Source organism: Salinimonas iocasae, from assembly GCF_006228385.1.
Classification (GTDB): domain Bacteria; phylum Pseudomonadota; class Gammaproteobacteria; order Enterobacterales; family Alteromonadaceae; genus Alteromonas; species Alteromonas iocasae.
Map to the genome: position 1 here is coordinate 408,929 of NZ_CP039852.1, position 23,788 is coordinate 432,716.

Here is a 23,788-nt window from a genome sequence, read left to right on the forward strand (position 1 = left end):
TAGAGCAGGAGTAGAGTGGTAAGTAACAACGATTGGCTGGAACAACAGGTTGCCCGCAATAAGATAATTCCGGCAAGATTTGGTGGTCAAACCTGGCTGTTAGACGCCAGAGGCGTAGCATGGCTTCCCGCCCGGGATATGTTGGTTGTCTCTGATCTTCACCTTGAAAAGGGGAGTTATCTGGGCAGTTTCGGGCATCCTCTGCCGCATATGGACAGCCGCGCCACCCTGGACCGTCTGAGCGTGATTGTTGATGATTATCGTCCCCAACGACTCTTATGTCTTGGTGACAGCTTTCACGATGTTCATGCGGTTTCAAGAATGGACCGTGCCGACAAGCAGTTCCTTGCTGGGCTTATTAGCCAGGTGAAGGAATGGATTTGGGTACTGGGGAACCACGACCCGGCGATCCCCGATGAAATTGAGGGAAAGCGCCATCAACGGCTTCGCGTGGAGACTATCGGCTTTTGCCATGAGCCTGAAAACGACTGGCCGGAATGCTCACATCAGGTTATCGGGCATTTTCATCCTAAAATGCGCGTGTCGGCGGGGCGTCAGCGAGTCAGGGGCCGCTGCTTTGCACTTAGTGAAAGGTTACTCATTATGCCTGCTTTCGGCCAGTATACCGGGGGGCTTTGGGTGGATGATCCGGTAATGATAGACGTATTGGGTGGTGCCCCTCATCAGCAGTTTCTGCTTAGCGAGCAGCAAATATTTTCTGTAAAAGCCTCTGACTCGGCCAATAAAAAAGGCAGATAAACTGCCTTTTTTATTGAGGTATTAGTCTCTCCAGCGCTTAGTCAGGTCGCCGTAAGCATCAATGCGGCGATCTCTGAAATAGGGCCATATACGCTTGACCTGCTCAGTCCGGGCCAAATCAAGCTCGACCATCAGTACCTGTTCTTCATTCGCATCGGCCTGCGCCAATAATTCGCCCTGCGGGCCGGCGATGAAGCTTTGCCCCCAAAACTGAATACCCGGGTCATTTTCAACCGGCGAAGCTTCAAAACCAGTGCGGTTAGCCACCACCACCGGCACTGAATTGGCAACAGCATGAGCGCGCTGAATAGTTTGCCATGCACCAAACTGGCGTTGACGTTCCTCTTCGGTATCATTCTTATCCCAGCCGATAGCAGTAGGGTAGAACAAAATATCTGCCCCGCGCATCGCCATCAGTCGGGCCGCTTCGGGATACCATTGGTCCCAGCACACCAATACACCAAGTTTACCGACACTGGTTTGAATCGGCTCAAAGCCCATGTCACCGGGAGTGAAATAGAATTTCTCATAAAAGCCCGGGTCATCAGGAATATGCATCTTGCGATACTTACCCGCAATTTCCCGTGAGCGGTCAAATACCACAGCCGTATTGTGATATAAGCCGGAACCACGCTTTTCAAAGAGTGAGGTGACCAATACAACATTGTATTTTTCAGCAAGTTCGCCAAAAAACTCAGTGGCCGGCCCCGGAATAGGCTCTGCCAGGTCGAAGGCGTCAGTATCTTCCTGTTGGCAGAAATACAGTGTGCTGTGCAGCTCCTGCAACAAAATACACTCACATCCATCAGCCGCCAGCTGTGCTATTTTGTCAGCACTTTTCTGCCAGTTAACCGACTTATCATTGCCTTCGACGGCCTGCTGAACCAAGCCTATTTTCAACGTCTCAGACGTCATAAACACTCACCCCTTGTTGAAGTTGGCTAAGCACCCGCCTATTCAGCGTGTGCCTGGGAATTTGCATTGATATACAGTGAAGACTGCCAAATTGCTGTATCAGTGGTGCACAGTCAACCGGCACTATCTGATGCTGTGGGAAGGCATCAGCCATAACGGCCAGCGCCGTTTCATCTTCTGGCTGACCGTAAATCGGTACCATTACAGACTCATTGCAAATCAAAAAGTTCGCATAAGAAGCCGGTAATCGGTCATTTTCTTCGTTATACATCGCCGGTAACGGTAACCGGAACTGGTTATGCTCCGGAAGCTCCTCGCTGCATTCCCGACAAAGCGCACTTAAACCTGCAAAGTGTGAATCGTCCGGACGGTTATCTGCAGCCTGTATTACCAGGCCTTGCTGCGGCGTAAAACGCACCAGAGTATCGATATGTCCATCGGTATCGTCGCCTTCGAGGTGCCCGTTTTTAAAAATAGTAACCTTCGTTGCCCCTAACACTTTTTTAAACACGGTTTCATAATCTTCCAGTGTCATATCCACGTTACGTCGCGGATTTAAAAGGCATTGCGCGGTCGATAGTAAGTGGCCCTGACCGTCAATCTCCAGTGCGCCGCCTTCGGCAACCACGGAGCTGGTGGCTATGGGACGCTCACACAGCGCCGCCAGGTAACGCTGATTGACCTGGTTGTCTTTGATAGCGTTAAATTTTTCGCCCCAGCCGTTGAATGAGAACTCTACCGGCTGATTTGCATCATCAGCCGCCACCGTCAAAAATGCATAGTCACGCATCCACGTGTCGTTGTATTCACCGCACACAAGCAAAACCCTGGCGTCTGAACCAAGCAGTGATGTGATGGTCTGTTTATCCTGGAGTCTGCACAGCAAAATAACACCGGCACCCGATGCATTTACTGCCGCTATCAGACTTAAATAGGTGCGGCGGACATCGTCCAGCCATGGCGCCCAGTCAGTATTTTCATGAGGCCACGCCAGCAGAATAGCGTCGACGTCTGTCCATTCAGGAAGAAGTGATGTAGAACCAGTCATAGATTTACTCATTGTAAAGTTAGGCGAATTATACTGTGCAAGTGAGCATGCTTAAATGGGCATTACGCACACCTTCGCATAAAAGTTGCTTTTATCGCGTGGTTTGTCTGGGGGGGCAACGGCACCTGCTGTCTGGTTAAATGCACATCTTTTGAGGGTAACGTCTTATCAATACGTGCAGATTTTAGACATTGATATGTTACAATTAGCAAATATCACACGGTGCCAGTGACGTTGTCATTTGTAAGTAAGACAAAAATGACTGGGTGGGCAAATCGATGCCTGCCACAATATGGGACCAGATGACACAGGTGCATTAACAAACTTTCATGTTGGCCCTGTCTTGTTGTGTTTAAGATAAAACGTTGTAATAACAGCATAAGTTGTTTAGTTAGGATATGTCATGCTAGCAAATGAAGCCGTGGTAGTGCGCGATGCGATTGAGCCGGTAATCGCCAAAGAAGCGCAAATAGTCAGACAGGCGCTTATTGAGAAAGGCCTGGAAACACCTTTGGTCGATAATTCGTTATCGGGTCAGGAGAAGCGCGATCGTATAGAAGCAGCGATGACGGACATTATGGATACGCTGGGACTGGATCGCAGTGATGACAGCCTGACGGAAACGCCAAAGCGCATAGCAAAAATGTATGTTGATGAAATTTTTGGCGGGCTGGATTACGGCAACTTTCCGAAAATTACGACCATTGAAAACAAGATGCAACTTAATCAGCCTGTACAGGTAAGTGACATAAGCCTTACCAGTACCTGCGAGCATCACTTTGTAACAATAGATGGTACAGCGTCGGTAGCCTATATACCCAAAGACACAGTATTGGGTCTATCTAAAATTAATCGACTGGTTGGGTTTTTCTCGCAGCGCCCGCAGGTTCAGGAGCGCCTGACTCAGCAGGTAATGGTGGCTATTCAGGCCTTAACGGGTACAGATGATGTAGCAGTCACTATAAACGCCACTCACTACTGCGTTAAGGCGCGAGGTATTCGCGACAACAATTCCTTCACGCGTACATCAGCATTAGGCGGTCAGTTTGCTACTGATGCAAATCTGCGACGTGAATTCTTCGCCGGCTGATTGTATTGATTACCGCAGGAGTGAGTCCTGCGGTACCTCAGATACCACCAAATTTACCTGTTCATTAATGCCATCGGCTGGCACGATTTCTAAACCTGTGTGACATTTGTCGCACTTTGCATACTGTTCCGTGTATTTATTACGTAGTTCGTGGTGCGCAATGGCGTTTATGTGACCGCAATGGGGGCACATATATTCATGCTCTGTTGCTGTAGCCATGGTAACTCCTGAGCTGGACGACTCAGCCCTTACGGCCGGTCGTTATCACTAAGCAGAGTTACCTTCAAGAAGCACACCATATATATGCGGCGGCATAAAATTTAATGTTCAGGCATATCGCCCACAGTCATTCGTTAAAATTGCAGATGCCCATGTGCTTTATTCTGCTAGCCACCACTGTTGCTGATAGCCCGTCAGCGTGAGCGGCGCAGTGGCGCTATCCAGCTGGTGAGAGGTGATCAGGTCTCTGGCATTTTTTCCTTCCAGCAGCTGCAGCAACTGTCCTGATATCTGTTGCGGGTGTTCAGAAAAATTACACACGACCAACAGCTTTTCGTCATGGCTATTTGTGCGCAGGTAGGCAAAGCAGTGCTGATTGCCTGTATCGAGAATCTGAGTGCGGCTATCACCAAATACCCGGTGCGATTTGCGAATAAATATCAGTTTTTGAAGCGTAGTAAATACTTGTCGCTTAGCCGAAACTTCGAGGCTCTCTGGATCATTGTCGCTGGAGATATGGGAAATATCACTGGGCGTAACCGCTACGCGATTGACCCATCGGTCATCATGCTTTTTGGCTTCATCTTCAAGGTAGCTGTGATCGTTAAGCAGGCCTAACTCATCACTGGAGTAGAGTAAAGGAATACCGCCGATGCTGAATGTTACGCCGTACAGCAATACCATTCGGGCAACAGCGACATCAATCTGAGACTGGTCTTGCTCTTGTAACGCCTGTTCTAATCCACACAGGGAGGCCAAGGTGCCGCAAACACGACAGTCTCCGGTGGTGGGGTTCTCTGCAAACGGAACACCCTGAGCGAACGAGCCCTCAAAGCGACCGGTGAAGAATTGATTCAGAAAGTACCGGTGATCATGAGGGTTTACCCCCATATCCCAGGCGACAGCATCATCAAACGTCCAGCCGATATCATCATGACAGCGTATGTAATTAACCCAGGTAGTATCCTGAGGGATCGCAAAACTTTTCTGCATGGAACGAGTCAGCAAATTGGTCTTGCGCGTCGCCATCGAATTCCATAACAGCGCCATTAACAGTGGGTTGTAAGAGAGTTGGCATTCGTCTTTGCGGACATATTTTACGACTTCGTCCGGATGCACGATTGCTTCAGACTTAAATACCACCGACGGCGCCACAATTTGCAGACAGCAATTGAAGGTTTGAATCAGGGTGTGCGCCATAGGCTGGTTTTCACAATCAGTCCCCATTTCCTTCCAGATAAAAGCCAGGGCATCAAGTCGCAGACCGGCACAACCGATATTAGCCAAAAACAGCATTTCTGCGGTGATGGCATTAAACACATCAGGATTGCGGTAGTTTAAATCCCACTGGAAGCTGTTAAATGTTGTCCATACCCATTTTTGCATCCGCTCATTAAAGGTGAAGCTGCCCCGGCGGACCTGCGGGAAAATTTCCCGCAGCGTTTGTTCAAATTGATCAGGTAACGTGCGGTCATCAAACAGGTAATAAAAGTTCTGGTAGCGGTCATCGCCGCGTAGCGCCGCTTTGGCCCATGCGTGTTCATCAGAGGTATGATTAAAAACAAAATCCAGAATCAGGCGTATACCGGCTTTATCAAGCGCTTTAGCCAGCTTTTTCAACTGTGACATTGTGCCCAGGGATGGATTGACCTTTCGGTAGTCGGACACCGCATACCCACCATCGCTATCCCCTTCCGGTGATGCGTAAAGGGGCATAAGATGCAGATAAGTAACCCCCAGCGATTTCAGATATGGGATCTTGTCATGTAGATCGTCAAGGGTCGGACCCATCAGGTCTACATAGCAGGCCATGCCGACTTCCTGCTCACTGCGATACCATAGTGGCGATGCTATAGCCTGCTGATCCTGATTTTTGAGTTGCCTGTTACGGCTCTTAAAGCCGTCTGCCAGTACAGTCAGTAGCTGTTGCAAATGGAAATAGCAGTCATACTGATGACCATAAACCTGCGTGTAGAGAGACAGCAACTGCTCAAAATGCCGCTCCAGGCGAGCGGTAAATACTGCTTTATCCTGCGTATTCAAACCGCTTAAATCGCATTGAGAAAGCAGGCGTGCCAGACAGGTTTGGCTATCGGCCGCATAGTTCATGGGTGACCTCCGCAACAGCCTATCGTGGCTGTGGTAACAAAATATTCACAACAATGTTTACACTTTTGCAAACTCTTGCTAATTTATCTTAAACGATTAAGTTGAAACTTCAAATTAAAAGTTGTTTTAAATCACACCGCACAATCCCCGATATTCGGTAATATTGTGTAAACACAGGAAAGACGACACTATGCAGCAGTCCGGTAATTACCTTATTCGCTGGCTGACATATCTGATGTTCATGATGTTTGCCATGACTTCAGACTCTGTGGGCGAAATTATTAAAGAAGTCAAAGTTGCCTTTGATGTGACGAACGCACTGGCTAGTCTGATGCACTCACTGCCTATGCTGGGCATCGCGCTCTCTGGGCTGTTTCTGGGTTTTCTGGCTGACAAGCTGGGACGTAAAACCACTATAATCATTGGTCTGGCGCTGTTTGGAATTGCCTGTTACAGCTTTCTGATTGCCAACGATTTTGTGTTTATCGTGTCATTAATGAGTTTGTCCGGTGTGGCGGTAGGTATATTCAAAACCGGTGCTCTCGCATTAATCGGCGATATTTCCAGCTCAACGCGTCAGCACACAGCAACCATGAACGGTGCCGAAGCCTTTTTCGGTGTCGGCGCCATAATCGGTCCACTGATTGTAGCCTGGCTGATTCACCGAGGCGTGCCATGGCAGTATCTTTACGTTATTGCAGGTGGTATCTGTACGTTGCTTATTGCGGTTGCTGCGTTTGTTCGCTATCCCAAATATGTCGCAACGCATCAGCATACCGTTGAAAAAGTCTCGCTCAAAAAGTCTCTGGCATTGGTAAAAAATCCCTATGCATTTGGTTTCTCCATCGGTGCGTTTTTGTATGTAGCGGCAGAAAGTGCCATTTATGTTTGGATGCCCAGCTATCTGGTCTGTGATGCACAGTCGATTCAGGAGACTTATGCCTGTTACAGCGAGGGCGCTGCGCGTCAATTGGCCATTTACTCTGTCACCGCATTTTTTGTGCTTCGTGCGCTGGGTCGCTTTGTGGGCATCTGGATGATGGCCAGGTTCAACTGGGCGTTGGTGTTGCTACTGTTTAGTGGTGCTATCGTGCTTTGTTTCGGTTTAGGTCTGGCGGGCGGCAAACATGTTGCGCTTTATCTATTCCCGCTAACGGGTATTTTTATGTCTGTTATATACCCGACATTTAATTCCAAGGGGATAAGCTGTTTTGAAAAACATCAGCATGGCAGTGTTGCTGGCGTGATTTTGTTTTTTACCGCTGCCGGGGCTGCTGCGGGGCCACTTATTATGGGGCTGGTAAGCGATGCGATGGGGGGAGACGCCAAATATGGGTTTATGGTGGCAACCGGTTTTGCGTCGCTACTGTTTCTGGGGTTGCTGTACAACTATATTGCAAACCCGACGCGCCAGCGACTGGCTGAAATCGAAGCCAGAGATTATGGTGTAGCAGGGTAACATGGGCAAAATTAAATGTCGGGCCGTGCTGTAGCGGCCCCGACAGTCTTCATCGTCGAGCCTGAGCGTGCACGCAGCTACAGCTCATAAAGCTCCAGTGGTAAGTCGTCCGGATCAGTGAAAAACGTGAACCGCTTATTGGTGTACGGATCGACCCGTACAGGCTCTACCTCAACATTATTATCTTTTAGATGGGCAATAACATCATCTAAATCGTCTACTTTGAATGCCAGGTGCCTGAGCCCCTGCGCCTCCGGTCGACTAGGTCTTAACGGCGCATCTTTAAAAGAGAAGAGTTCAATCTGGCTGCCATCAGGCAACGCCAGATCACATTTATAAGATTCTCTTTCTTCCCGATAATTTTCATCAATTACTCTCAGCCCCAGTAATTGCGTATAAAACGCTTTAGAGCGTGGATAGTCGCTGCATATTATGGCAACGTGATGGATCCCTTTTAACATAGTATCTCCTAAGGTACGTCCTGACCGCGCGCCGTTTCAAACAGCAGGTACCAGTCCTCTCTGCTGAGTGAAAGTGCTGTAGTCTGAGCACAAGCACGAATGCGTTCCGGGTTGGTCGTGCCGATAACCGGCTGAATTCTGGCCGGATGCCGGGTAAGCCAGCCCAGTACGATGGCTTCTGGTGATACAGAGTATTTTTCAGCCAGCTCGCGGACCAGCTTGGCGGTAGACTCATCGGTTTCACCCTGTGTTTTGCCACCGGTAAAGCGCCCCTGTGCGAGTGCGCCCCATGCCTGCAACTGCACATTGTGCGTCATACAATATTCCATGGTTCCAGCGCTAAAGCCTGAGTGAGCATGGTCAGGCGTATTGACAGAAATAGCGTCTTCGACAAAATCCCGCGCTGAAAGGCTCAATTCCAACTGGTTAGCAACAATTGGCGTATTGAGGGCACTTTGCAAATATGCCATCTGATAACGGTTCATATTAGATACGCCAATATGTTTTATCTTACCGGTCGTTATAAGCGTAGCAAGTGTGCGGGCTATTTCATCTAATTCTATAAGTGGGTCGGGACGATGCAAAAGCAGCACATCGAGTTGTTCGGTATTGAGCCGACGAAGAGACCCCTCCACACTTTGCGTTACCCAGTCAGAGGAAAAGTCATATCGTTTAGGTCCGCTCGAATCAGCAAAGCGAATGGCACACTTTGACTGCAGAATCATCTTCTCCCGCAGGTGTGGCTGTTCACTAAGAAGCTGCCCAAACACTGACTCAGCTTTGCCCAGCGTATAGATATCGGCATGATCAAACACGGTAATACCTGCATCCAGCGCCGCTTCTACAGCGCGCTGGGCGTGCATTTTGTCTTCACGTGTGATGGGGGTATCGTCCCAGCTTCCACCCAGGCCCATACAGCCGTATATCAGGTCGCTGGCTTCGGGAAAATGGTGTTTAAGCATTGTATCTACCTACAAAGTGTGAAAAACATAAAGGTTATCATGTCCCAATCGGTATCCCTATTAAACTGAACCCTGCCGGAATGTGTACTTATCGTAAAGACAGCGGTAAAAAGATAACAATGCTTAATCAGAACTATAGCCAGTCAGTGCTGATAGATACGCAGCAACTTGAATGGGAGTCATCGCCGGCGAGCCACGTCTGGCGGAAAAAACTTGAAAGAGAGGCCAGTGAGTCCGGCAAAGCTACATCGCTGGTCAGGTATGATGAAGGCGCAGCGTTTTCAACCCATACCCATCCTGCCGGCGAAGAGATATTTGTCATCAAGGGAACGTTCAGCGATGAGTCCGGCGACTATCCGGCTGGAAGTTACCTGCGTAATCCCGCTAAGTCCAGGCATGCGCCTTACTCAGAAACCGGCTGTGAGCTCTTTGTTAAGCTCTGTTATTTTTCTCCCGGTGATACGCGTTCAGTACGCCTGAATACAAATATTGCAGGATGGCAACAGGGGATGACTAGTGCCCAAAAGGTATTGCCACTGCATCAGTTCGATGAAGAGATTACGCAACTGGTTGAACTGGATAAGGGGGCATCATGGCATCCCGTCATTCCGGAGAATGGCTTTGAAGCACTGGTTTTGTCTGGCGAGCTAAGCGAACAGGACATTAAAATTCCAGCTATGAGCTGGCTTCGTCGTCCGACGGGTGACGATCCGCGTTTTACTGTATCAAAGGGGCCGGTAAAGATTTTACTTAAGACCGGTCACCTGCCCACAAGAGGATAGGCAATGAAAACACTGCTTTTAGTTTTACTGGCAGGCTTAATACTTACCGCCTGTACATCTAAGCCGGAAAATGTAGAGCCTGTCACTGATTTTGACGCGCAGCAATACCTTGGTAAATGGTATGAAATTGCCCGATTGGACCACAGTTTTGAAGAAGGTCTGAGTAATGTCACTGCCACTTATTCAAAACGGGATGACGGCGGTATAAAGGTTGTAAACCGCGGCTTCAATGACGAGGAAGGGCAGTGGGACGAAGCTGAAGGAAAAGCGTATTTTGTAAAGGATGAGCAAACAGGATGGCTGAAAGTTTCATTTTTTGGCCCTTTTTACGCCAGCTATATAGTGGCCGACCTGGATAAAAATTATCAATGGTCACTGGTGACTGGTCCGGACAAAGACTACCTGTGGATATTGGCCCGTCAGCCCGAAATGGATGATTCTCAACGTTCTGCACTTGTTCAGAAGGCCGCATCTCTGGGCTATGACACCGATGCGCTGATTTTTGTTAAGCATGATCGTAATCAAAACTAAATCACTCTCAGATGATATACTCTGCGTTCTGAATGACTGGTAGAAACAATAAACGGACAGGCCGTAGTGATTGAAGAAAAGGTAAAAGCACGGGCAAACAGCCAGTGTGAATTATGTGGTAGCGAAGAAAATTTATCGCTGTATGAAGTACCCTCATCACCTACTACTGGTGTAGACAGTACTATCCTGGCGTGCTCAACCTGCGTGAGTCAGTTGACCGGAGAGACAGAACCGGATACCAACCACTGGCGGTGTCTGAATGAGGCAATTTGGTCGCCAGTACCGGCTGTGCAGATTGTTGCGTGGCGTATGCTGAATAAACTAAATAGCGAACCGTGGGCGCAGGACCTTCTCGATATGATGTATCTGGATGAGCAGATGCAACAATGGGCAAGTGCGAGCCAGGCTGATGACTCAAGAGAGCCGACGCTGGACAGTAACGGCGCACCGTTAGCGGCAGGCGACACGGTGCACCTGATAAAAGATTTGAATGTAAAAGGGGTAAGCTTTACTGCCAAACGAGGTACTGCAGTGCGCAATATCAGTTTAAGCGACAACCCGTTACATATTGAAGGACGCGTGAACGGAACGCGAATTGTCATCATTGCCGCCTATACGAAAAAAGCGTAAGCAAAGAATTATCACCGTATCTGCAAAAGTTAACCCTCACTTACCTGTCGAATATAATGCGGCAGGTAAGCTTTTAAGGCATAATGAAACCTGGTTTTAAGATGTAGAAAGGCTTCTTATGCAATCAATTACCCTTCGTACACCGGATGACTGGCATCTTCATTTTCGCGACGGCGAAATGCTAAGTGAAACGGTACCGGCCACAGCCCGCTGTTTTGCCCGGGCCATTGTCATGCCAAACCTTGTTCCACCGGTGACTAACGCTGAGCAGGCGCAGGCCTATAAAGCGCGTATTGAGGCGGCACGTCCGTCAGGAAGTCAGTTTCAACCTCTTATGACGCTTTATCTGACTAATCAGACGACGGCGGAGGATATTCGTGAGGCTAAGAAGGCGGGGGTCACTGCGTGTAAGTTGTATCCGGCCGGCGCAACTACAAATTCTGATGCCGCTGTAAAAGGAATAGAGTCCCTTTATCCGGTGTTTGCTGAAATGGCAGAACAGGATATGCCATTACTTATTCACGGCGAGGTTACCGAAAGCCACATTGATATTTTTGACCGTGAAAAAGTCTTTATCGATACCCACCTTATTCCGATCGTAAAAGCTTTTAAACAGCTTAAAGTGGTGTTTGAACATATCACAACTAAAGATGCCGCAGACTTTGTTCTTCAGGCAGATAATAACGTGGCAGCGACTATCACTCCCCAGCATTTGTTGCTAAACCGCAATGATTTACTGGTTGGTGGGGTAAGACCGCACAATTATTGTTTACCGGTGCTAAAGCGAAATACACATCAACAGGCTCTGCGCGAGGTAGTAGCTACCGGCTCTTCTAAATTTTTTCTTGGCACCGATTCTGCGCCGCACGCACAGCATAAAAAAGAAAATGCCTGTGGTTGTGCAGGTTGCTACAGCGCGTGGAGTGCAATCGAGCTATACGCAGAAGTGTTCGAGCAACTAGATGCGCTGGATAAGCTCGAAGGCTTTGCCAGCGAACATGGCGCAAATTTCTACGGCCTGCCAAAGAATGAGGGAACCATTACGCTGAAGCGTGAATCCTGGACAGTTCCTGATACGGTAACACTTCCAGATGGAACGCCGATGGTACCGTTTTTTGCCGGTCATACCCTCAACTGGAAACTTGAGAAAAGCCTGAGCTGATGAATAGAGGAAGCTGGTGCTTTCTGCTATGGATTTGCGTGGTGGGATGGACACATGGCCATGAAGATAACAAGGTCGCTGTTTATACCAATAATACACCTATCCTGAGCGAGGTAGATGAGGAGGGCAACGTGTCTGGTTTCGCCATTGAGGTGGCCAGGCAGGTGATTCATCTTGCGGGGCTGGAGGCGGATGTTCAGGTTCGTCCTTTTGCCCGGGTTTTGCGCAATACCCAGACGCGTCATTGGTCAATGGCTCCGGGACTGGCCCGAACGCCTGCACGTGAGAGCGATTTTCACTGGATAACGCCTATTCTTGCTAATCAGGTCACATTGTATGTGAGAAAGGATCATCCGCTGAATATTGACGCGGTAGAATCAGTCGCGGTGCAGCGGGATGATTTTCGTCACAGTATTGCCAGCGATTTAGGGATCAATAATGTGGTCGGACTATCCTCGTGGGAGCAGGCGCTAGAGGCAGTGATTAGGGAGCGGGTAGACGGCATGTTATTAAGTCCGTCCGGCTTTAAAATGCTGTGTAACCGGCTTGCTGAAGCCTGCTCAAGAGTTAAGGTGCTAAATACTAACCGTTTCTTTTATAATTATCTGGCGCTGGGGAAGCTGCCTGAAAATGCCGTATTAGCCGATAAATTACGCATCGCCGCTGAAAGATATAAGCAAAGTGATGACTACGCTTCGCTCATGAAGAAAACTGTACAGATCTATGCTCAGCGCGATTTTAAAGCCAGCATTCAAAATAAAATACTGACCCTTGCTGCCGAACCCTCTCAAAGTGACACGGCAAAGACCGGGCAGCAGCTTTGGGTATTGGCAGAAGAAACCCCTTATTTCACACAGTCTGATAACACTGGAAACGTGACCGGCTACGCCGCGCACCTGGTCACTAGCATTCTGGATACTGCGGGGATGTCGTCACCAATACTAATTACGCCCTGGCCGCGTATCATGCGTGAGATGAAGGTAAAGCCAAACGTTCTGACTTTTGCCCTGGGCAGGACACCAGAACGGGAAAAATCCTTTCACTGGATAACGCCGGTTACCCGAACCCGACATGGTTTGTTCAGTACCCAGGGCGATTTTTATGGGTCGTTAGGCGATGTTCCTGAAGCAAAAATTATTGCCGGGCTTAAAAGTGATTACAGAGTAAAAGCAGCGCAACGTAAAGGGCTTCGAGTGCTGCAGTTTAATGAGTGGGGCCGGGCTCTTGAAGCCGTGCAATCCGGCGAGGCAGATTTATTGTATGCCTCATCACCTGCGTTACATGTCAGCTGTCAGGGCGCCAGTCATCTGTGTGAGAACCTTAAACCCGCCAGTCCGATGGAACCCATTACGCTTTATCTGGCTATGTCAAAAAAACAAACTACACCTTATCTGGCGGAGCGGTTAAGACAAGCTGCTATGCAGGTAAAAGACTCTTCTGCATATCATCAATGGGCTAATCAGTGGAGTGATCAGATGAATACATCAGATCATGTTCCGGTACATATTGATAGTGGCGTTGTTAACTTATGGGCACAGGACTGAATATGCCGCAATTCTCGGAGCTTTCTTTAAATGCGCAAATCAGCGAGGCACTGGCAAGTGCTGGATTTGCAACGATGACCCAGGTTCAGGCAGATACGCTGCCTGATTCTCTGGCTGGAAAAGACGTATTGGTTCAGGCAAGTACAGGCTCAGGAAAAACCATTGCGTTTGCTGTGGCCGGGCTGAACAGTGTTGACCCGACAGATTATGCTACCCAGTTGTTGGTAGTTTGTCCTACCCGGGAGTTAGCAGAGCAGGTAAGCCAGCAGATCCGTCTTGTGGGCCGGCAAATGCCTAATCTGAAGGTGCTCACGCTGTGCGGGGGCGCGGCAATGGGACCGCAAATTCAGTCACTAAAGCATGGTGCATCGGTGGTGGTAGCAACGCCGGGTCGACTGGTGGAGCACGTTTCAAAGCGCCGCTTGTCGCTGTCATCGGTCAAAGTCAGAGTACTGGATGAAGCTGACCGGATGCTGGATATGGGGTTTGCCGAGGACATTGACCTGCTGTTTTCCTTAACACCACAAAACGCGCAGACATTATTTTTCTCTGCCACCTATACGCCGGCAGTGGAAAAGCATGCCCAGCAGTATCTCAGTAACCCTGTAACACACCGACAGGCTGAAGAGGACGTGCAGCGTCCGGATATTAATGAACTGGTTTATCGGGTGGATGATAAACACAGAATTCACGCCCTGAAAGGCGTGCTTTCAGAAGCGCAGCCTCAAAAAGCCATAGTGTTTTGCAACACCCGCCAACAAGTCTCTTCTGTTTATGAAGATCTTGCTCAGGAAGGGTTTGCAGTGAAGCAGTTGCAGGGCGACCTTACGCAACAACAGCGTAATGAGGTGTTGATGCAGTTTGCCAGTGACAGTCTTCAGGTGCTTATCGCCACAGACGTGGCGGCCCGCGGTTTGGATATTAAGGGTGTTGATTGTGTCATCAACTATACCGTTAGTGAGGACCCGGAAGTACATATTCACCGCATAGGGCGGACTGGCAGAGCCGGTGAAAAGGGGCAGGCCTTTACACTGTGTAGCGAAACTGAAGAGCCTGCATTAGGGCGTATAGAGCGCCTTAAAGATGAGGATCTGGAACGCAAAGGTTTTCAAAGTTTGCGGTTTCATGCCAATCGCATCAGAACCCCGGAGTTTAGCTGCATTGCCGTAAGTGCGGGGAAGAAGCAGAAGCTGCGTCCGGGAGACTTTTTAGGGTCGCTGACCCAGGATGCACAAATTGAAGCAAACGATATAGGCAAAATCAGTGTACAAAGCCAGGTAAGTTATATTGCGATTAAACAACGCAGTGTTAAGAAGGCTATGCGACAGTTCCGTGAAGGTAAGATTAAAGGGAAGCGGGTCAGAGCCAGAAAACTGCAGTAACAGTGACTGAAGGAAGCCTAATGGCCGGTGAAACAGACCTATCAACATTACTGACTCAACTAACACCTGAGATTGGTGGCCAGCCCTATGGGTTTTGTAGCGTATCGGAACAACGGTTCAGTCAGCTACCGGTCAGGGCGGTTAAGGGCTTTTATCGCGAGGCAGAAGGCATCACTATTATTGTTGATATGCAAGATGTCAAAATCTACGGACTGCAGGCAGAAGGGCCGTTTGCATGTATCACCTGCAAAGTGCATTCGAGTCTTGATGCTGTGGGGATGACTGCTGCAATGACTGATGCCCTTACACGCGCTGATATCAGTGCAAATATTATAGCCGGTTTCTATCATGACCATATTTATGTGCCATGGGATAAAGCACAGCGAGCACATCAGGTTTTACTCGAACTAACCTGTAAATAAAAAAACGGGGCGATTGCCCCGTTTTTATTTATTACTATTACCAGATTTTCACGCGTTCCTCTGGCGGAAGATACAGGGCATCTTCTTTCGTAACATCGAACGCTTCATAAAACTCAGACACATTTCTCACCGCGCCATTGGTTCTGAATTTTGCCGGCGAGTGTGGGTCTGTCTGAACAAGGTTCCGCAATGCCTCATCACGATACTTGGTCGCCCATACCTGCCCGTAACCAATAAACACACGCTGGTCGCCTGTAAATCCATCCATCTCCGGCGCTTTTTCATCGTCCAGTGACATATGGTACGCTTTCAGTGCGATGCTTACGCCTCCAAGGTCGCCAATGTTTTCACCCAACGTAAACTCACCATTTACGAACAGCTCAGGCAATGCTTCAAACTCGCTATACTGATCAACCAACATCCCTGTGCGGTTTTCAAACTCTTTACGATCAGCGTCGGTCCACCAGTTTCTCAGTACACCATCACCATCAAAGGTAGAGCCTGAATCATCAAACCCATGACCGATTTCATGGCCGATGACCGCACCAATACCGCCATAGTTAACAGCATCTTCCGCCTGCATATCGAAAAACGGTGGTTGCAGGATTGCAGCAGGGAAAACAATCTCATTGTTCGGTGGGCTATAGTAAGCGTTAACCGTTTGCGGCGTCATACCCCACTCATGATCCCAAACCGGACCGCCCTGTTTCTCCAGCATAATCTGGTAATTCACATCAGCATGACGCTTGATGTTGCCGTACAGATCGTCAGCTTTAACCTCAAGCGCAGAGTAATCTTTCCATTTATCCGGATAACCAATTTTAACGGTAAACTTCGACAGCTTATCTAGCGCCTGTTTACGTGTTTCATCCGTCATCCAGTCAAGCTTTTCAATGCTACCGCGATACGCGGCAATCAGGTTATCAACCATCTCTTTCATACGGGCTTTGGCTTCAGGCGGGAAATGCTTTTCAACATACACCTTACCGATGATTTCACCCACAGTGCCGTTAAGCAATGATACCGCACGACGCCATTGCGGCTTTTGCTCATCTACGCCATGTAGCGCCTGGCTGTAGAATGCGAAGTTTTCTTCATCTAATGCTTCGTTAAGTCGGGTAGCGTTAGCGTGCAGCAGGTGCCATTTTAAGAAGGTTTTCCAGGTTGCCAGGTCAGTATCTGTTATCAAAGTGTCCAGCGACTTCATAAAGTCTGACTGCATTATTACCAGACCATCAAGGTCAGCCAGTTCGGCTTCTTCCAGGTATGCCTGCCAGTCAAACTCAGACATCACTGAATCCAAATCATCCAGCGCTACCTTTTTGTAGTTTGCCGCCCAGTCGCGCGTGGCTTCTTTTTTCATGTGCATTTCGGCGATAGCCGTTTCAAGCTCCATGATAGTTTTAGCACTTTGCTGCGGGCTTTCGAACTTCGCCAGTTCAAACATTGTCTGGATGTGTTTGACGTATTTGTCTCTTAATGTTTTAGATTCTTCGTCATCTTTGAAGTAGTACTCACGCTCTGGTAAACCAAGACCGCCTTGCCAGGCATAAATCATGTAAGTTTCAGGCGATTTGAAATCAACATACTGACCAAGCGCAAACGGTGAGCCAAAGCTATAGCGGTTTGCATAAGCGAAGTATTGCGCCAGTTGCTTGTAAGATGAAATGTCGTCGATTTTCTTTATTTCACCCGTAAGCGGCTCCAAGCCTCGTTTATTACGCGTTTCCAGATCCATATACGACTTATAGAAATCCCCGACTTTCTGCTCATTAGAGCCTTTTTCAAAGTCACCTTCTGCCGATGACTTAATGATCTCCATAACATGTTCTTGCGACTCATCATGAAGCATGTGGAATGTGCCGTAAGACGATTTATCAGCGGGGATTTCTGTCTTTTTCATCCAGCCGCCGTTTACATAGGCATAAAAGTCGTTGCCTGGATCCACTGAGGTATCCATGTTTTCTTTAATCACGCCAGAGGTGAGCTGTTGCTCCTGCTGGCTGTCTTTCTGGGCAGTTTGTTGTTCACTGCTCTTACTTTGTTGTTCAGTAGCTTCCTGATCAGGACTACAGGCTGTTAACGCCATGAGCACCGACAAGCTTAGTAGTGTCTTTTTCATTATGTTCCCTTTGACCTTAATAAACATGTGCTTATTTTTAATACCATGTCCCCGCACGGAAAAACATCATTTATAGTGGAAATACACAAGTTGTAACAACTTAACCGATGACAGCTGATATAGTGAAAGTCTGACAACCGGAGGGAGCGAAAAATGGCAGTGGATTTCAATGCAGTTTCAACGTGCGAGTACGCAGATGCTCTGCCCAGAGAGCAGTTTATGGACTATCAGATTCGTTCGCTATGGCAGCCGGTTCCAGCCATCAGCGGTCCTGCTTTTACAGTAAAATGTGAGGCCGGTGACCATTTGATGCTACACGCAGCAATCTATCGTGCACGGCCAGGTGATATTATCGTTGTACAGGCCGATGACAGGTTCGCGCTGGCCGGCGGCAATGTGTGTGCAATTGCGCAGAAGCGTGGCATAAAAGGCTTCGTTTTGGATGGGACGATTCGTGACTTAAGTGAAGTACGCGCGATGCAGTTTCCGGTATTTGCCAGGGGCGTTATCCCGAAGCCGGGCGCAAAAAAACGTGTGTCCCCACTCAATGAACCTGTGAATTGCGGTGGTGTGCGCGTTTGTCCCGGTGATATCATTGTTGCCGATGAAGAGGGAATTGCAGTTATTCCTGAAAACGAAGCAAATCACGCGTTTGATGTAGCTCATGCCCGAGCGAAAAAGGATCAGGATATGTCTTTGGACGCCTGGCAAGAGCAGCATTATGAAAAAGTCCAGTCCACCCTCACTAACCTGGGGTTCACCGAGAAGTAACAGAGTATCTATGTTTTCATTTTTTGAACGGCTGACCCAGCCGTTTCCCGAGACCTCCCCGGACCAGCCACCCAAAGGTATCGTCGCTTTTTGCCGGCATTACAGTCAGGGCATGTGGAAAATAATTGCTACGGTATCAGTGCTCAGCGCTATTGTCGCCATTCTGGAAGTGGCGCTGTTTGGCTTTTTAGGTCAGATGGTCGACTGGTTTTCTGAGCATGATCGTGAAACCTTCTTGCAAAACGAGAAGTGGACATTATTGGGCATGGGTCTGACCGTACTGGTTCTGATACCAGGGTTTATATTACTGCGCTCATTGTTCAGTCGGCAGGGGTTAATGGGTAACTATCCCATGCGGATCCGGTGGCAGGCTCACCGCTATTTGTTGGGTCAGAGTCTGAGCTTTTTCCACGATGAATTTGCCGGTCGTGTAGCAACCAAAGTAATGCAAACCGCACTGTCGGTGCGTGAAACGGTAATGAAAATTCTCGATCTGCTGGTTTATATCAGTGTGTACTTCATATCGATGGTGGTATTGATATTCAGTACTGACTGGCGACTGGCCGTGCCGCTAATCATCTGGTTCGGGGTTTATGTATGTATTTTGCGTGTTCTGGTACCAAAAATTAAGCAGATCTCGCAGCGTCAGGCCGATGCCCGGTCAATAATGACCGGAAGGATAGTCGACAGTTATACCAACATAACCACAGTTAAACTTTTCTCTCATAGCCGCCGCGAAGCCGATTACGCGAAAGAAAGCATGGATGGTTTTCTCAAGACCGTTTATCCGCAGATGCGTCTGGTCACAGTACTTGAAAGTTGTGTGGAAATGGCAAATGCCATCCTCATTTTTGCCATAGGTGCACTCAGCATTTATCTGTGGCTTCAGCAAATCGTCTCGCCGGGCGATATCGCCATCGCGATAAGCCTGTGTTTGCGGCTTAACGGAATGTCACACTGGATAATGTGGGAAGTCTCCTCCTTATTTGAGAACTTAGGTACTGTTCAGGATGGTATTAATACACTGTCCCAGCCGGTTAGCGTACAGGATGACCCCAAGGCGACCCCTTTAGCAGTGCGAGGTGGCGCGATTGCATTTGATAACGTTAACTTTGGCTATCTGGGTGCTGAAGGACGACCCATCAATGTTTTTGAAGATCTCAATATCAATATCCGGGCAGGCGAGAAAGTTGGACTGGTCGGACGGTCAGGCGCCGGCAAATCAACATTGGTGAACCTGTTGATGCGGTTTTACGATGTGCGCAGCGGGACAATCATGATTGACGATAAATCAATCGATGCCGTACCTCAGGAAAGTTTGCGCGCCATGATAAGCATGGTTACGCAGGATACATCGTTGATGCACCGCTCTGTCAGAGACAATATTCTATACGGTAGAACAGATGCTTCTGAAGAAGAAATGGTGGCTGCGGCGAAGCGCGCAGAAGCGCATGACTTTATCCTTACGCTCACCGACAATGCCGGACGAACGGGGTACGATGCTCATGTAGGGGAGCGTGGTGTTAAATTATCAGGTGGTCAGAGGCAGCGCATTGCTATTGCGCGGGTATTGCTTAAGGACGCGCCAATACTTATTCTGGATGAAGCAACCTCAGCGCTGGACTCAGAAGTTGAGGCCGCCATACAGGATTGCCTGAATTCTGTCATGGAGAACAAAACCGTACTGGCGATTGCACACCGGCTTTCAACCATCGCACAGATGGATAGGCTGCTGGTTTTGGATCAGGGCAGGGTTGTTGAATCTGGCACACATTCAGAGCTGGTGGCGCATAATGGTATTTATGCCAAGTTGTGGGCGCATCAGACTGGCGGATTTATTGGTGTAGAGTGATGGCTTCACGGTAAGCTGATGATGTCGTTAATAAAGGATTAAAAGCGGTATGCAGTTGAAAAATATGGGACTTTGGCTGAAGTGGTTATTGTTGGTGTCGGTAATCGGTGCCGGAACGGGCTGTACGTCTAATGATACAGCGTCCACCATGGCTGTAAGTAAAAACACAATTAACTGGCAAGCACTTTACAGCCACGAGGGTGTAAGCAAAGAAACCGTGTTCGAGCCGAATGATATCTATGCGCTGCCGGAAACCGAAAAGGCGGCCTTTCTAAAATGGTTTAATGCCCCTCACAACCAGTCTGTCGACCCTCACTACCGGTTAGCCAATTATCTGGAAAGAACGCTACATGGTTTTACCTATAACGGAAGTACCCATACAGCAGCGCAGGCTGCACTGCTGGATAACGGAAACTGCCTGAGCCTTGCGGTTATCACCTCTGCACTGGCGTCAGTGGCACAAATAGATCTCAAATTTCAGAAGATGAATTCGCCACCTGTTTTTAAAAAGCAGGGTGATATCATGATGCTGTCATCGCATGTGCGTACAAAAGCTTTCAACATTGTTGAAGATGAAGAGCTTAAAGATGATGGTTCGCCCAGAGTGCTTGTGCCAGCCTCTGTCATAATCGATTATTTTCCGAGCTATGGAAACGTTAAAGGAAATTATGTCTCGCAGGATGCGGTAAGCGCGATGTTTTATCGAAACAAGGTAGCGCTGGCACTGGTTGAAAATAACGTTAGCAAAGCATTTTGGCTTGCTGATAAAGCGCTAAAACTTGCTCCGGCTGATCCGGAGAACGTCAGTGCAATGGCGGTAGTCCTCAGACGCCTGAATAAGACAGAAGAAGCTGAGCGGCTCTACAAGCATGCAATAGCGCATGATGTCACCGATATCACTTTACTAAGCAATTACCTCTCTTTGCTTTCCCGGCAAAACAGAGCGCAGGAGGCCGCAGAGGTTGCTAAGCTTCTTAACAGGCAAAACGACGATAACCCATATAGCTGGATCGCGCTTGCCAAGGAACATATGGATCGGGGAGAGCTGGTAAAAGCCCAGCACTTCCTCAGCAAAGCAGAGCTGTTAGCGCCTTACCTGGATGATGTTTATCGGGAGCAGGCCCGATGTTTCTTTTTGCAGGAAAAGATGGGGCTGGCATACGAGGCATTGACTAAAGCCCACCATCTGGCATGGGACGATCGCTCACGTGAACTTTATGCTGCAAAGAAAGCCGCACTGGAGTCATTGCATTGAGCGCGTGGACTGCCTTTTGCAACGACAAAAACCTTGTATAAAAGGCGAGGTTAAGTATAATGCGCATCCCTTCCTTGCGAATCCGCACTTTTTTCTAAATTAAGACGCTCATTCTCAAGGTAAGTGTAAAAAGTTTCTGTCGTATTAACGACATGAAGGGGTGTAGTTCGAATTGGTAGAACAGCGGTCTCCAAAACCGATGGTTGGGGGTTCGAGTCCCTCCACCCCTGCCAAGATTTAATGGTCTGTGAATGACCTCACAGACAAACGATGCAGTATTGCTAGGATCGTAACATGAGCGAAAAAACGGAAAATTCGTCCAACCCGTTGGACATGTTCAAATGGGTAATCGTGTTTGCATTGCTGGCGGGCGTGATCACCGCAAATTACATGTACGGTGAAATTTCCGTATTGTACCGTGCTATCGCTGCCGTGGTAATTGTCGCGATTGCCGGTTTCATTGCTGCAACGACGGAAAAAGGCAGTACTTTCATTACTTTTGCAAAAGAGTCCAGAATGGAAGTGCGCAAAGTCGTTTGGCCAAGCCGTCAGGAAACCAATCAGACAACACTGATTGTTATGGTAGCAACCGTAATCATGGGTCTTATTTTATGGGGCCTTGATGGTATCATTGTCCGTTTGGTTGGGTTTATTACTGGAATAGGAGCATAACGTATGTCTGAAGAAAACAAGAAAAGATGGTACGTGGTTCAGGCTTACTCCCAGTATGAATCGCGGGTGAAAAAGACCCTGCTTGAATACATTAAAATGCACGAGATGGAACAGTACTTTGGTCAGGTGTTGGTACCTACCGAAGAAGTTGTCGAAATGCGTGCAGGCCAGAAGCGTAAATCAGAGCGTAAATTTTACCCTGGTTACGTGTTGGTTGAGATGGAAATGAACGAAGACTCATGGCACCTGGTGAAAAGTGTGCCACGGGTACTTGGATTTATCGGCGGCACGTCAGATCGCCCTATGCCAATCACCAAGCGTGAAGCAGATGCGATTCTGAATCGTCTTGAAGAATCGACTGATAAGCCTAAGCCTAAAACGTTGTTTGAACCAGGCGAAGTGGTACGTGTTACTGACGGACCTTTTGCTGACTTTAACGGTGTTGTGGAAGAAGTCGACTATGAGAAGAGCCGTGTTAAGGTATCGGTACTTATCTTTGGTCGTTCTACGCCGGTTGACCTGGAATTTGGCCAGGTCGAAAAAGGCTAAGCTCAACGCTAATAATGATTATTAAAAAAGCGCTGCCCTCGGGCAGCGTTTTTTTTTGCTTAGTTATCTCAGCGGGCGAAGGCCGCCAGAGCATGAGTAGAATCAACGGCCAGTTGCACGCGATCGCCAGGACGGAACATATTCTCGTGCGACACCCTGACTTTTACCTGAGTATTTTCATGCTCATCCAGTTCCACAGCACATAATCTGGAGCCGCCTTCGAAGCGCACCCACACCACCGTGCCATTCCCCGCACCTTTGTTATGTCGAATATTGATATCATCGGGCCGTAATAACAAATCAACATTGCCGTTGGTAGTATCAATCGGTATTCCCGGCGCAGCCCCAATACAGGTATTCACAAGCTTTTCATTAAACGTACCGGGGACGAAGCTGGCATCGCCAAGAAAGTTGGCGACAAAGCGACTGGAAGGCTTTGAGAAACAGTTCTCGGGGGAGTCCAACTGAGCCAGCACCCCTTTATTTAGGACCCCAACACGGTCACCGATTGATAATGCCTCATCCTGATCATGGGTCACCCATATCGCAGGTACGTGGGCTGCCTTAAGTGCCTCCCGGATTTCCCAGCGAAGACTGTCTTTAAGCGCAGCATCAAGATTGGATAAGGGTTCATCCAGAAGAATAAAGTCTGGTTCATGTGCCAGTGAACGGGCCAGTGCGACACGCTGTTTTTGCCCGCCGGATAAGCGATCAGGCTTAGCGTTTCTGAAATTTTCTAATCCAAGTAATTTGAGCCAGTGGTCAGCCAGTGCTGTATTTTTCAGCTTAAAACAAACGTTCTGCTCAACAGTAAGATGTGGGAACAAGGCAAAGTCCTGAAATACCATGCCGACATTTCGTTTTTCGGGAGGAACAGCTTTTTTCGCGGTAGCCTGCCACTTACCTAACGAAATCTCACCGCTAGATATCGGGATCAATCCCGCAAGTGCGTGCAAAATAGTCGTCTTTCCACAGCCTGTAGGGCCCACCAGCATCAGGATTTCATCGCTGTCCAAGGTAAGGTCAAGATGATTGACAACCAGTGTTTCCCCGTATTTTACGGATAGATCAGAGACTGTGAGCATACGACCA

The 23,788-nt window shown here is 48.4% G+C and carries 23 protein-coding genes and 1 tRNA gene; 16 read left to right on the forward strand and 8 right to left on the reverse strand.

What is annotated here, in order from left to right:
• The first annotated feature begins 15 nt into the window (after positions 1-15).
• Positions 16-759, forward strand: coding sequence for a ligase-associated DNA damage response endonuclease PdeM (pdeM, locus tag FBQ74_RS01745; RefSeq protein ID WP_139755037.1), 744 nt, complete (start codon positions 16-18; stop codon positions 757-759).
• Positions 760-780: 21 nt separating this feature from the next.
• On the opposite strand, the gene FBQ74_RS01750 is transcribed toward pdeM, so the two are convergent.
• Together FBQ74_RS01750 and FBQ74_RS01755 are read right to left on the reverse strand one after the other, a co-directional pair.
• On the reverse strand, positions 781-1,674 hold the full coding sequence (locus FBQ74_RS01750) for a carbon-nitrogen hydrolase (protein ID WP_139755038.1): 894 nt from the start codon (positions 1,672-1,674) through the stop codon (positions 781-783).
• Positions 1,664-2,722 (reverse strand): agmatine deiminase family protein, encoded by a 1,059-nt coding sequence (locus FBQ74_RS01755; protein ID WP_139755039.1) that lies wholly within the window; start codon positions 2,720-2,722, stop codon positions 1,664-1,666. Before FBQ74_RS01755 ends, FBQ74_RS01750 begins: the two co-directional genes overlap by 11 nt.
• 403 nt (positions 2,723-3,125) lie before the next feature.
• Between FBQ74_RS01755 and folE the strand changes: the two genes are divergently transcribed.
• Positions 3,126-3,812, forward strand: coding sequence for a GTP cyclohydrolase I FolE (gene folE, locus FBQ74_RS01760; RefSeq protein WP_139755040.1), 687 nt, complete (start codon positions 3,126-3,128; stop codon positions 3,810-3,812).
• A gap of 9 nt (positions 3,813-3,821) precedes the next feature.
• Here the strand turns inward: folE and FBQ74_RS01765 are convergent, their stop codons facing one another.
• Positions 3,822-4,031 carry a hypothetical protein gene (locus tag FBQ74_RS01765; protein ID WP_139755041.1) on the reverse strand — a complete coding sequence of 70 codons (210 nt, stop codon included), beginning with the start codon at positions 4,029-4,031 and terminating at the stop codon, positions 3,822-3,824.
• Positions 4,032-4,190: 159 nt separating this feature from the next.
• Positions 4,191-6,140 (reverse strand): alpha-amylase family glycosyl hydrolase, encoded by a 1,950-nt coding sequence (locus FBQ74_RS01770; protein WP_139755042.1) that lies wholly within the window; start codon positions 6,138-6,140, stop codon positions 4,191-4,193.
• A 235-nt stretch (positions 6,141-6,375) separates the two neighbouring features.
• Here FBQ74_RS01770 and FBQ74_RS01775 point away from each other — a divergent pair, with 235 nt between their 5' ends.
• Complete coding sequence (locus tag FBQ74_RS01775) at positions 6,376-7,599, forward strand: MFS transporter (protein WP_139757850.1); 1,224 nt, start codon at positions 6,376-6,378, stop codon at positions 7,597-7,599.
• Between the two features lie 77 nt (positions 7,600-7,676).
• Here FBQ74_RS01775 and gloA2 read toward each other — a convergent pair whose 3' ends face one another.
• Together gloA2 and FBQ74_RS01785 are read right to left on the reverse strand one after the other, a co-directional pair.
• On the reverse strand, positions 7,677-8,060 hold the full coding sequence (gene gloA2 / locus FBQ74_RS01780) for an SMU1112c/YaeR family gloxylase I-like metalloprotein (RefSeq protein ID WP_139755043.1): 384 nt from the start codon (positions 8,058-8,060) through the stop codon (positions 7,677-7,679).
• An 8-nt stretch (positions 8,061-8,068) separates the two neighbouring features.
• Positions 8,069-9,022 carry an aldo/keto reductase gene (locus FBQ74_RS01785; protein WP_139755044.1) on the reverse strand — a complete coding sequence of 318 codons (954 nt, stop codon included), beginning with the start codon at positions 9,020-9,022 and terminating at the stop codon, positions 8,069-8,071.
• 80 nt (positions 9,023-9,102) lie between these two features.
• On the opposite strand from FBQ74_RS01785, the gene FBQ74_RS01790 reads away from it, so the two are divergent.
• From FBQ74_RS01790 to FBQ74_RS01820, 7 genes are all read left to right on the forward strand, one after another.
• Complete coding sequence (locus tag FBQ74_RS01790; protein ID WP_205912276.1) at positions 9,103-9,804, forward strand: cupin domain-containing protein; 702 nt, start codon at positions 9,103-9,105, stop codon at positions 9,802-9,804.
• Positions 9,805-9,807: 3 nt separating this feature from the next.
• A complete protein-coding gene (locus FBQ74_RS01795; RefSeq protein WP_139755045.1) occupies positions 9,808-10,335 on the forward strand; it encodes a lipocalin family protein in 528 nt (175 codons plus the stop codon).
• Positions 10,336-10,401: 66 nt separating this feature from the next.
• Positions 10,402-10,965, forward strand: a complete 564-nt coding sequence (locus FBQ74_RS01800) for a PhnA domain-containing protein (protein ID WP_139755046.1) — start codon at positions 10,402-10,404, stop codon at positions 10,963-10,965.
• Between the two features lie 118 nt (positions 10,966-11,083).
• Positions 11,084-12,127: a dihydroorotase gene (gene pyrC / locus FBQ74_RS01805; RefSeq protein WP_139755047.1), complete on the forward strand. Its 1,044-nt coding sequence runs from the start codon at positions 11,084-11,086 to the stop codon at positions 12,125-12,127.
• On the forward strand, positions 12,127-13,671 hold the full coding sequence (locus FBQ74_RS01810) for a substrate-binding periplasmic protein (RefSeq protein ID WP_139755048.1): 1,545 nt from the start codon (positions 12,127-12,129) through the stop codon (positions 13,669-13,671). Before pyrC ends, FBQ74_RS01810 begins: the two co-directional genes overlap by 1 nt.
• Before the next feature lie 2 nt (positions 13,672-13,673).
• Positions 13,674-15,053, forward strand: coding sequence for an ATP-dependent RNA helicase DbpA (gene dbpA / locus FBQ74_RS01815; RefSeq protein WP_139755049.1), 1,380 nt, complete (start codon positions 13,674-13,676; stop codon positions 15,051-15,053).
• Positions 15,054-15,073: 20 nt separating this feature from the next.
• Positions 15,074-15,475 carry an ACT domain-containing protein gene (locus FBQ74_RS01820; protein ID WP_139755050.1) on the forward strand — a complete coding sequence of 134 codons (402 nt, stop codon included), beginning with the start codon at positions 15,074-15,076 and terminating at the stop codon, positions 15,473-15,475.
• Between the two features lie 37 nt (positions 15,476-15,512).
• On the opposite strand, the gene FBQ74_RS01825 is transcribed toward FBQ74_RS01820, so the two are convergent.
• On the reverse strand, positions 15,513-17,597 hold the full coding sequence (locus FBQ74_RS01825; RefSeq protein ID WP_139755051.1) for a M13 family metallopeptidase: 2,085 nt from the start codon (positions 17,595-17,597) through the stop codon (positions 15,513-15,515).
• 153 nt (positions 17,598-17,750) lie between these two features.
• On the opposite strand from FBQ74_RS01825, the gene FBQ74_RS01830 reads away from it, so the two are divergent.
• The 6 genes from FBQ74_RS01830 to nusG all read left to right on the forward strand — a co-directional run bounded on the left by FBQ74_RS01830 (position 17,751) and on the right by nusG (position 22,696).
• Entirely contained in the window at positions 17,751-18,368 is a 618-nt protein-coding gene (locus tag FBQ74_RS01830) for an RraA family protein (RefSeq protein WP_139755052.1), read from the forward strand.
• 10 nt (positions 18,369-18,378) lie between these two features.
• Positions 18,379-20,220: an ABC transporter ATP-binding protein gene (locus FBQ74_RS01835; protein ID WP_139755053.1), complete on the forward strand. Its 1,842-nt coding sequence runs from the start codon at positions 18,379-18,381 to the stop codon at positions 20,218-20,220.
• A 49-nt stretch (positions 20,221-20,269) separates the two neighbouring features.
• Positions 20,270-21,475 (forward strand): tetratricopeptide repeat protein, encoded by a 1,206-nt coding sequence (locus FBQ74_RS01840; RefSeq protein ID WP_139755054.1) that lies wholly within the window; start codon positions 20,270-20,272, stop codon positions 21,473-21,475.
• A 156-nt stretch (positions 21,476-21,631) separates the two neighbouring features.
• A tRNA-Trp gene (locus FBQ74_RS01845) sits at positions 21,632-21,708 on the forward strand.
• A 61-nt stretch (positions 21,709-21,769) separates the two neighbouring features.
• Positions 21,770-22,147: a preprotein translocase subunit SecE gene (secE, locus tag FBQ74_RS01850; protein ID WP_139755055.1), complete on the forward strand. Its 378-nt coding sequence runs from the start codon at positions 21,770-21,772 to the stop codon at positions 22,145-22,147.
• 3 nt (positions 22,148-22,150) lie between these two features.
• The gene (nusG, locus tag FBQ74_RS01855) at positions 22,151-22,696 is read left to right on the forward strand and encodes a transcription termination/antitermination protein NusG (RefSeq protein ID WP_139755056.1); all 546 of its coding nucleotides are present in this window, start codon (positions 22,151-22,153) and stop codon (positions 22,694-22,696) included.
• 68 nt (positions 22,697-22,764) lie between these two features.
• Here the strand turns inward: nusG and FBQ74_RS01860 are convergent, their stop codons facing one another.
• Positions 22,765-23,781 (reverse strand): ABC transporter ATP-binding protein, encoded by a 1,017-nt coding sequence (locus tag FBQ74_RS01860; RefSeq protein WP_139755057.1) that lies wholly within the window; start codon positions 23,779-23,781, stop codon positions 22,765-22,767.
• Positions 23,782-23,788 lie beyond the last annotated feature (7 nt).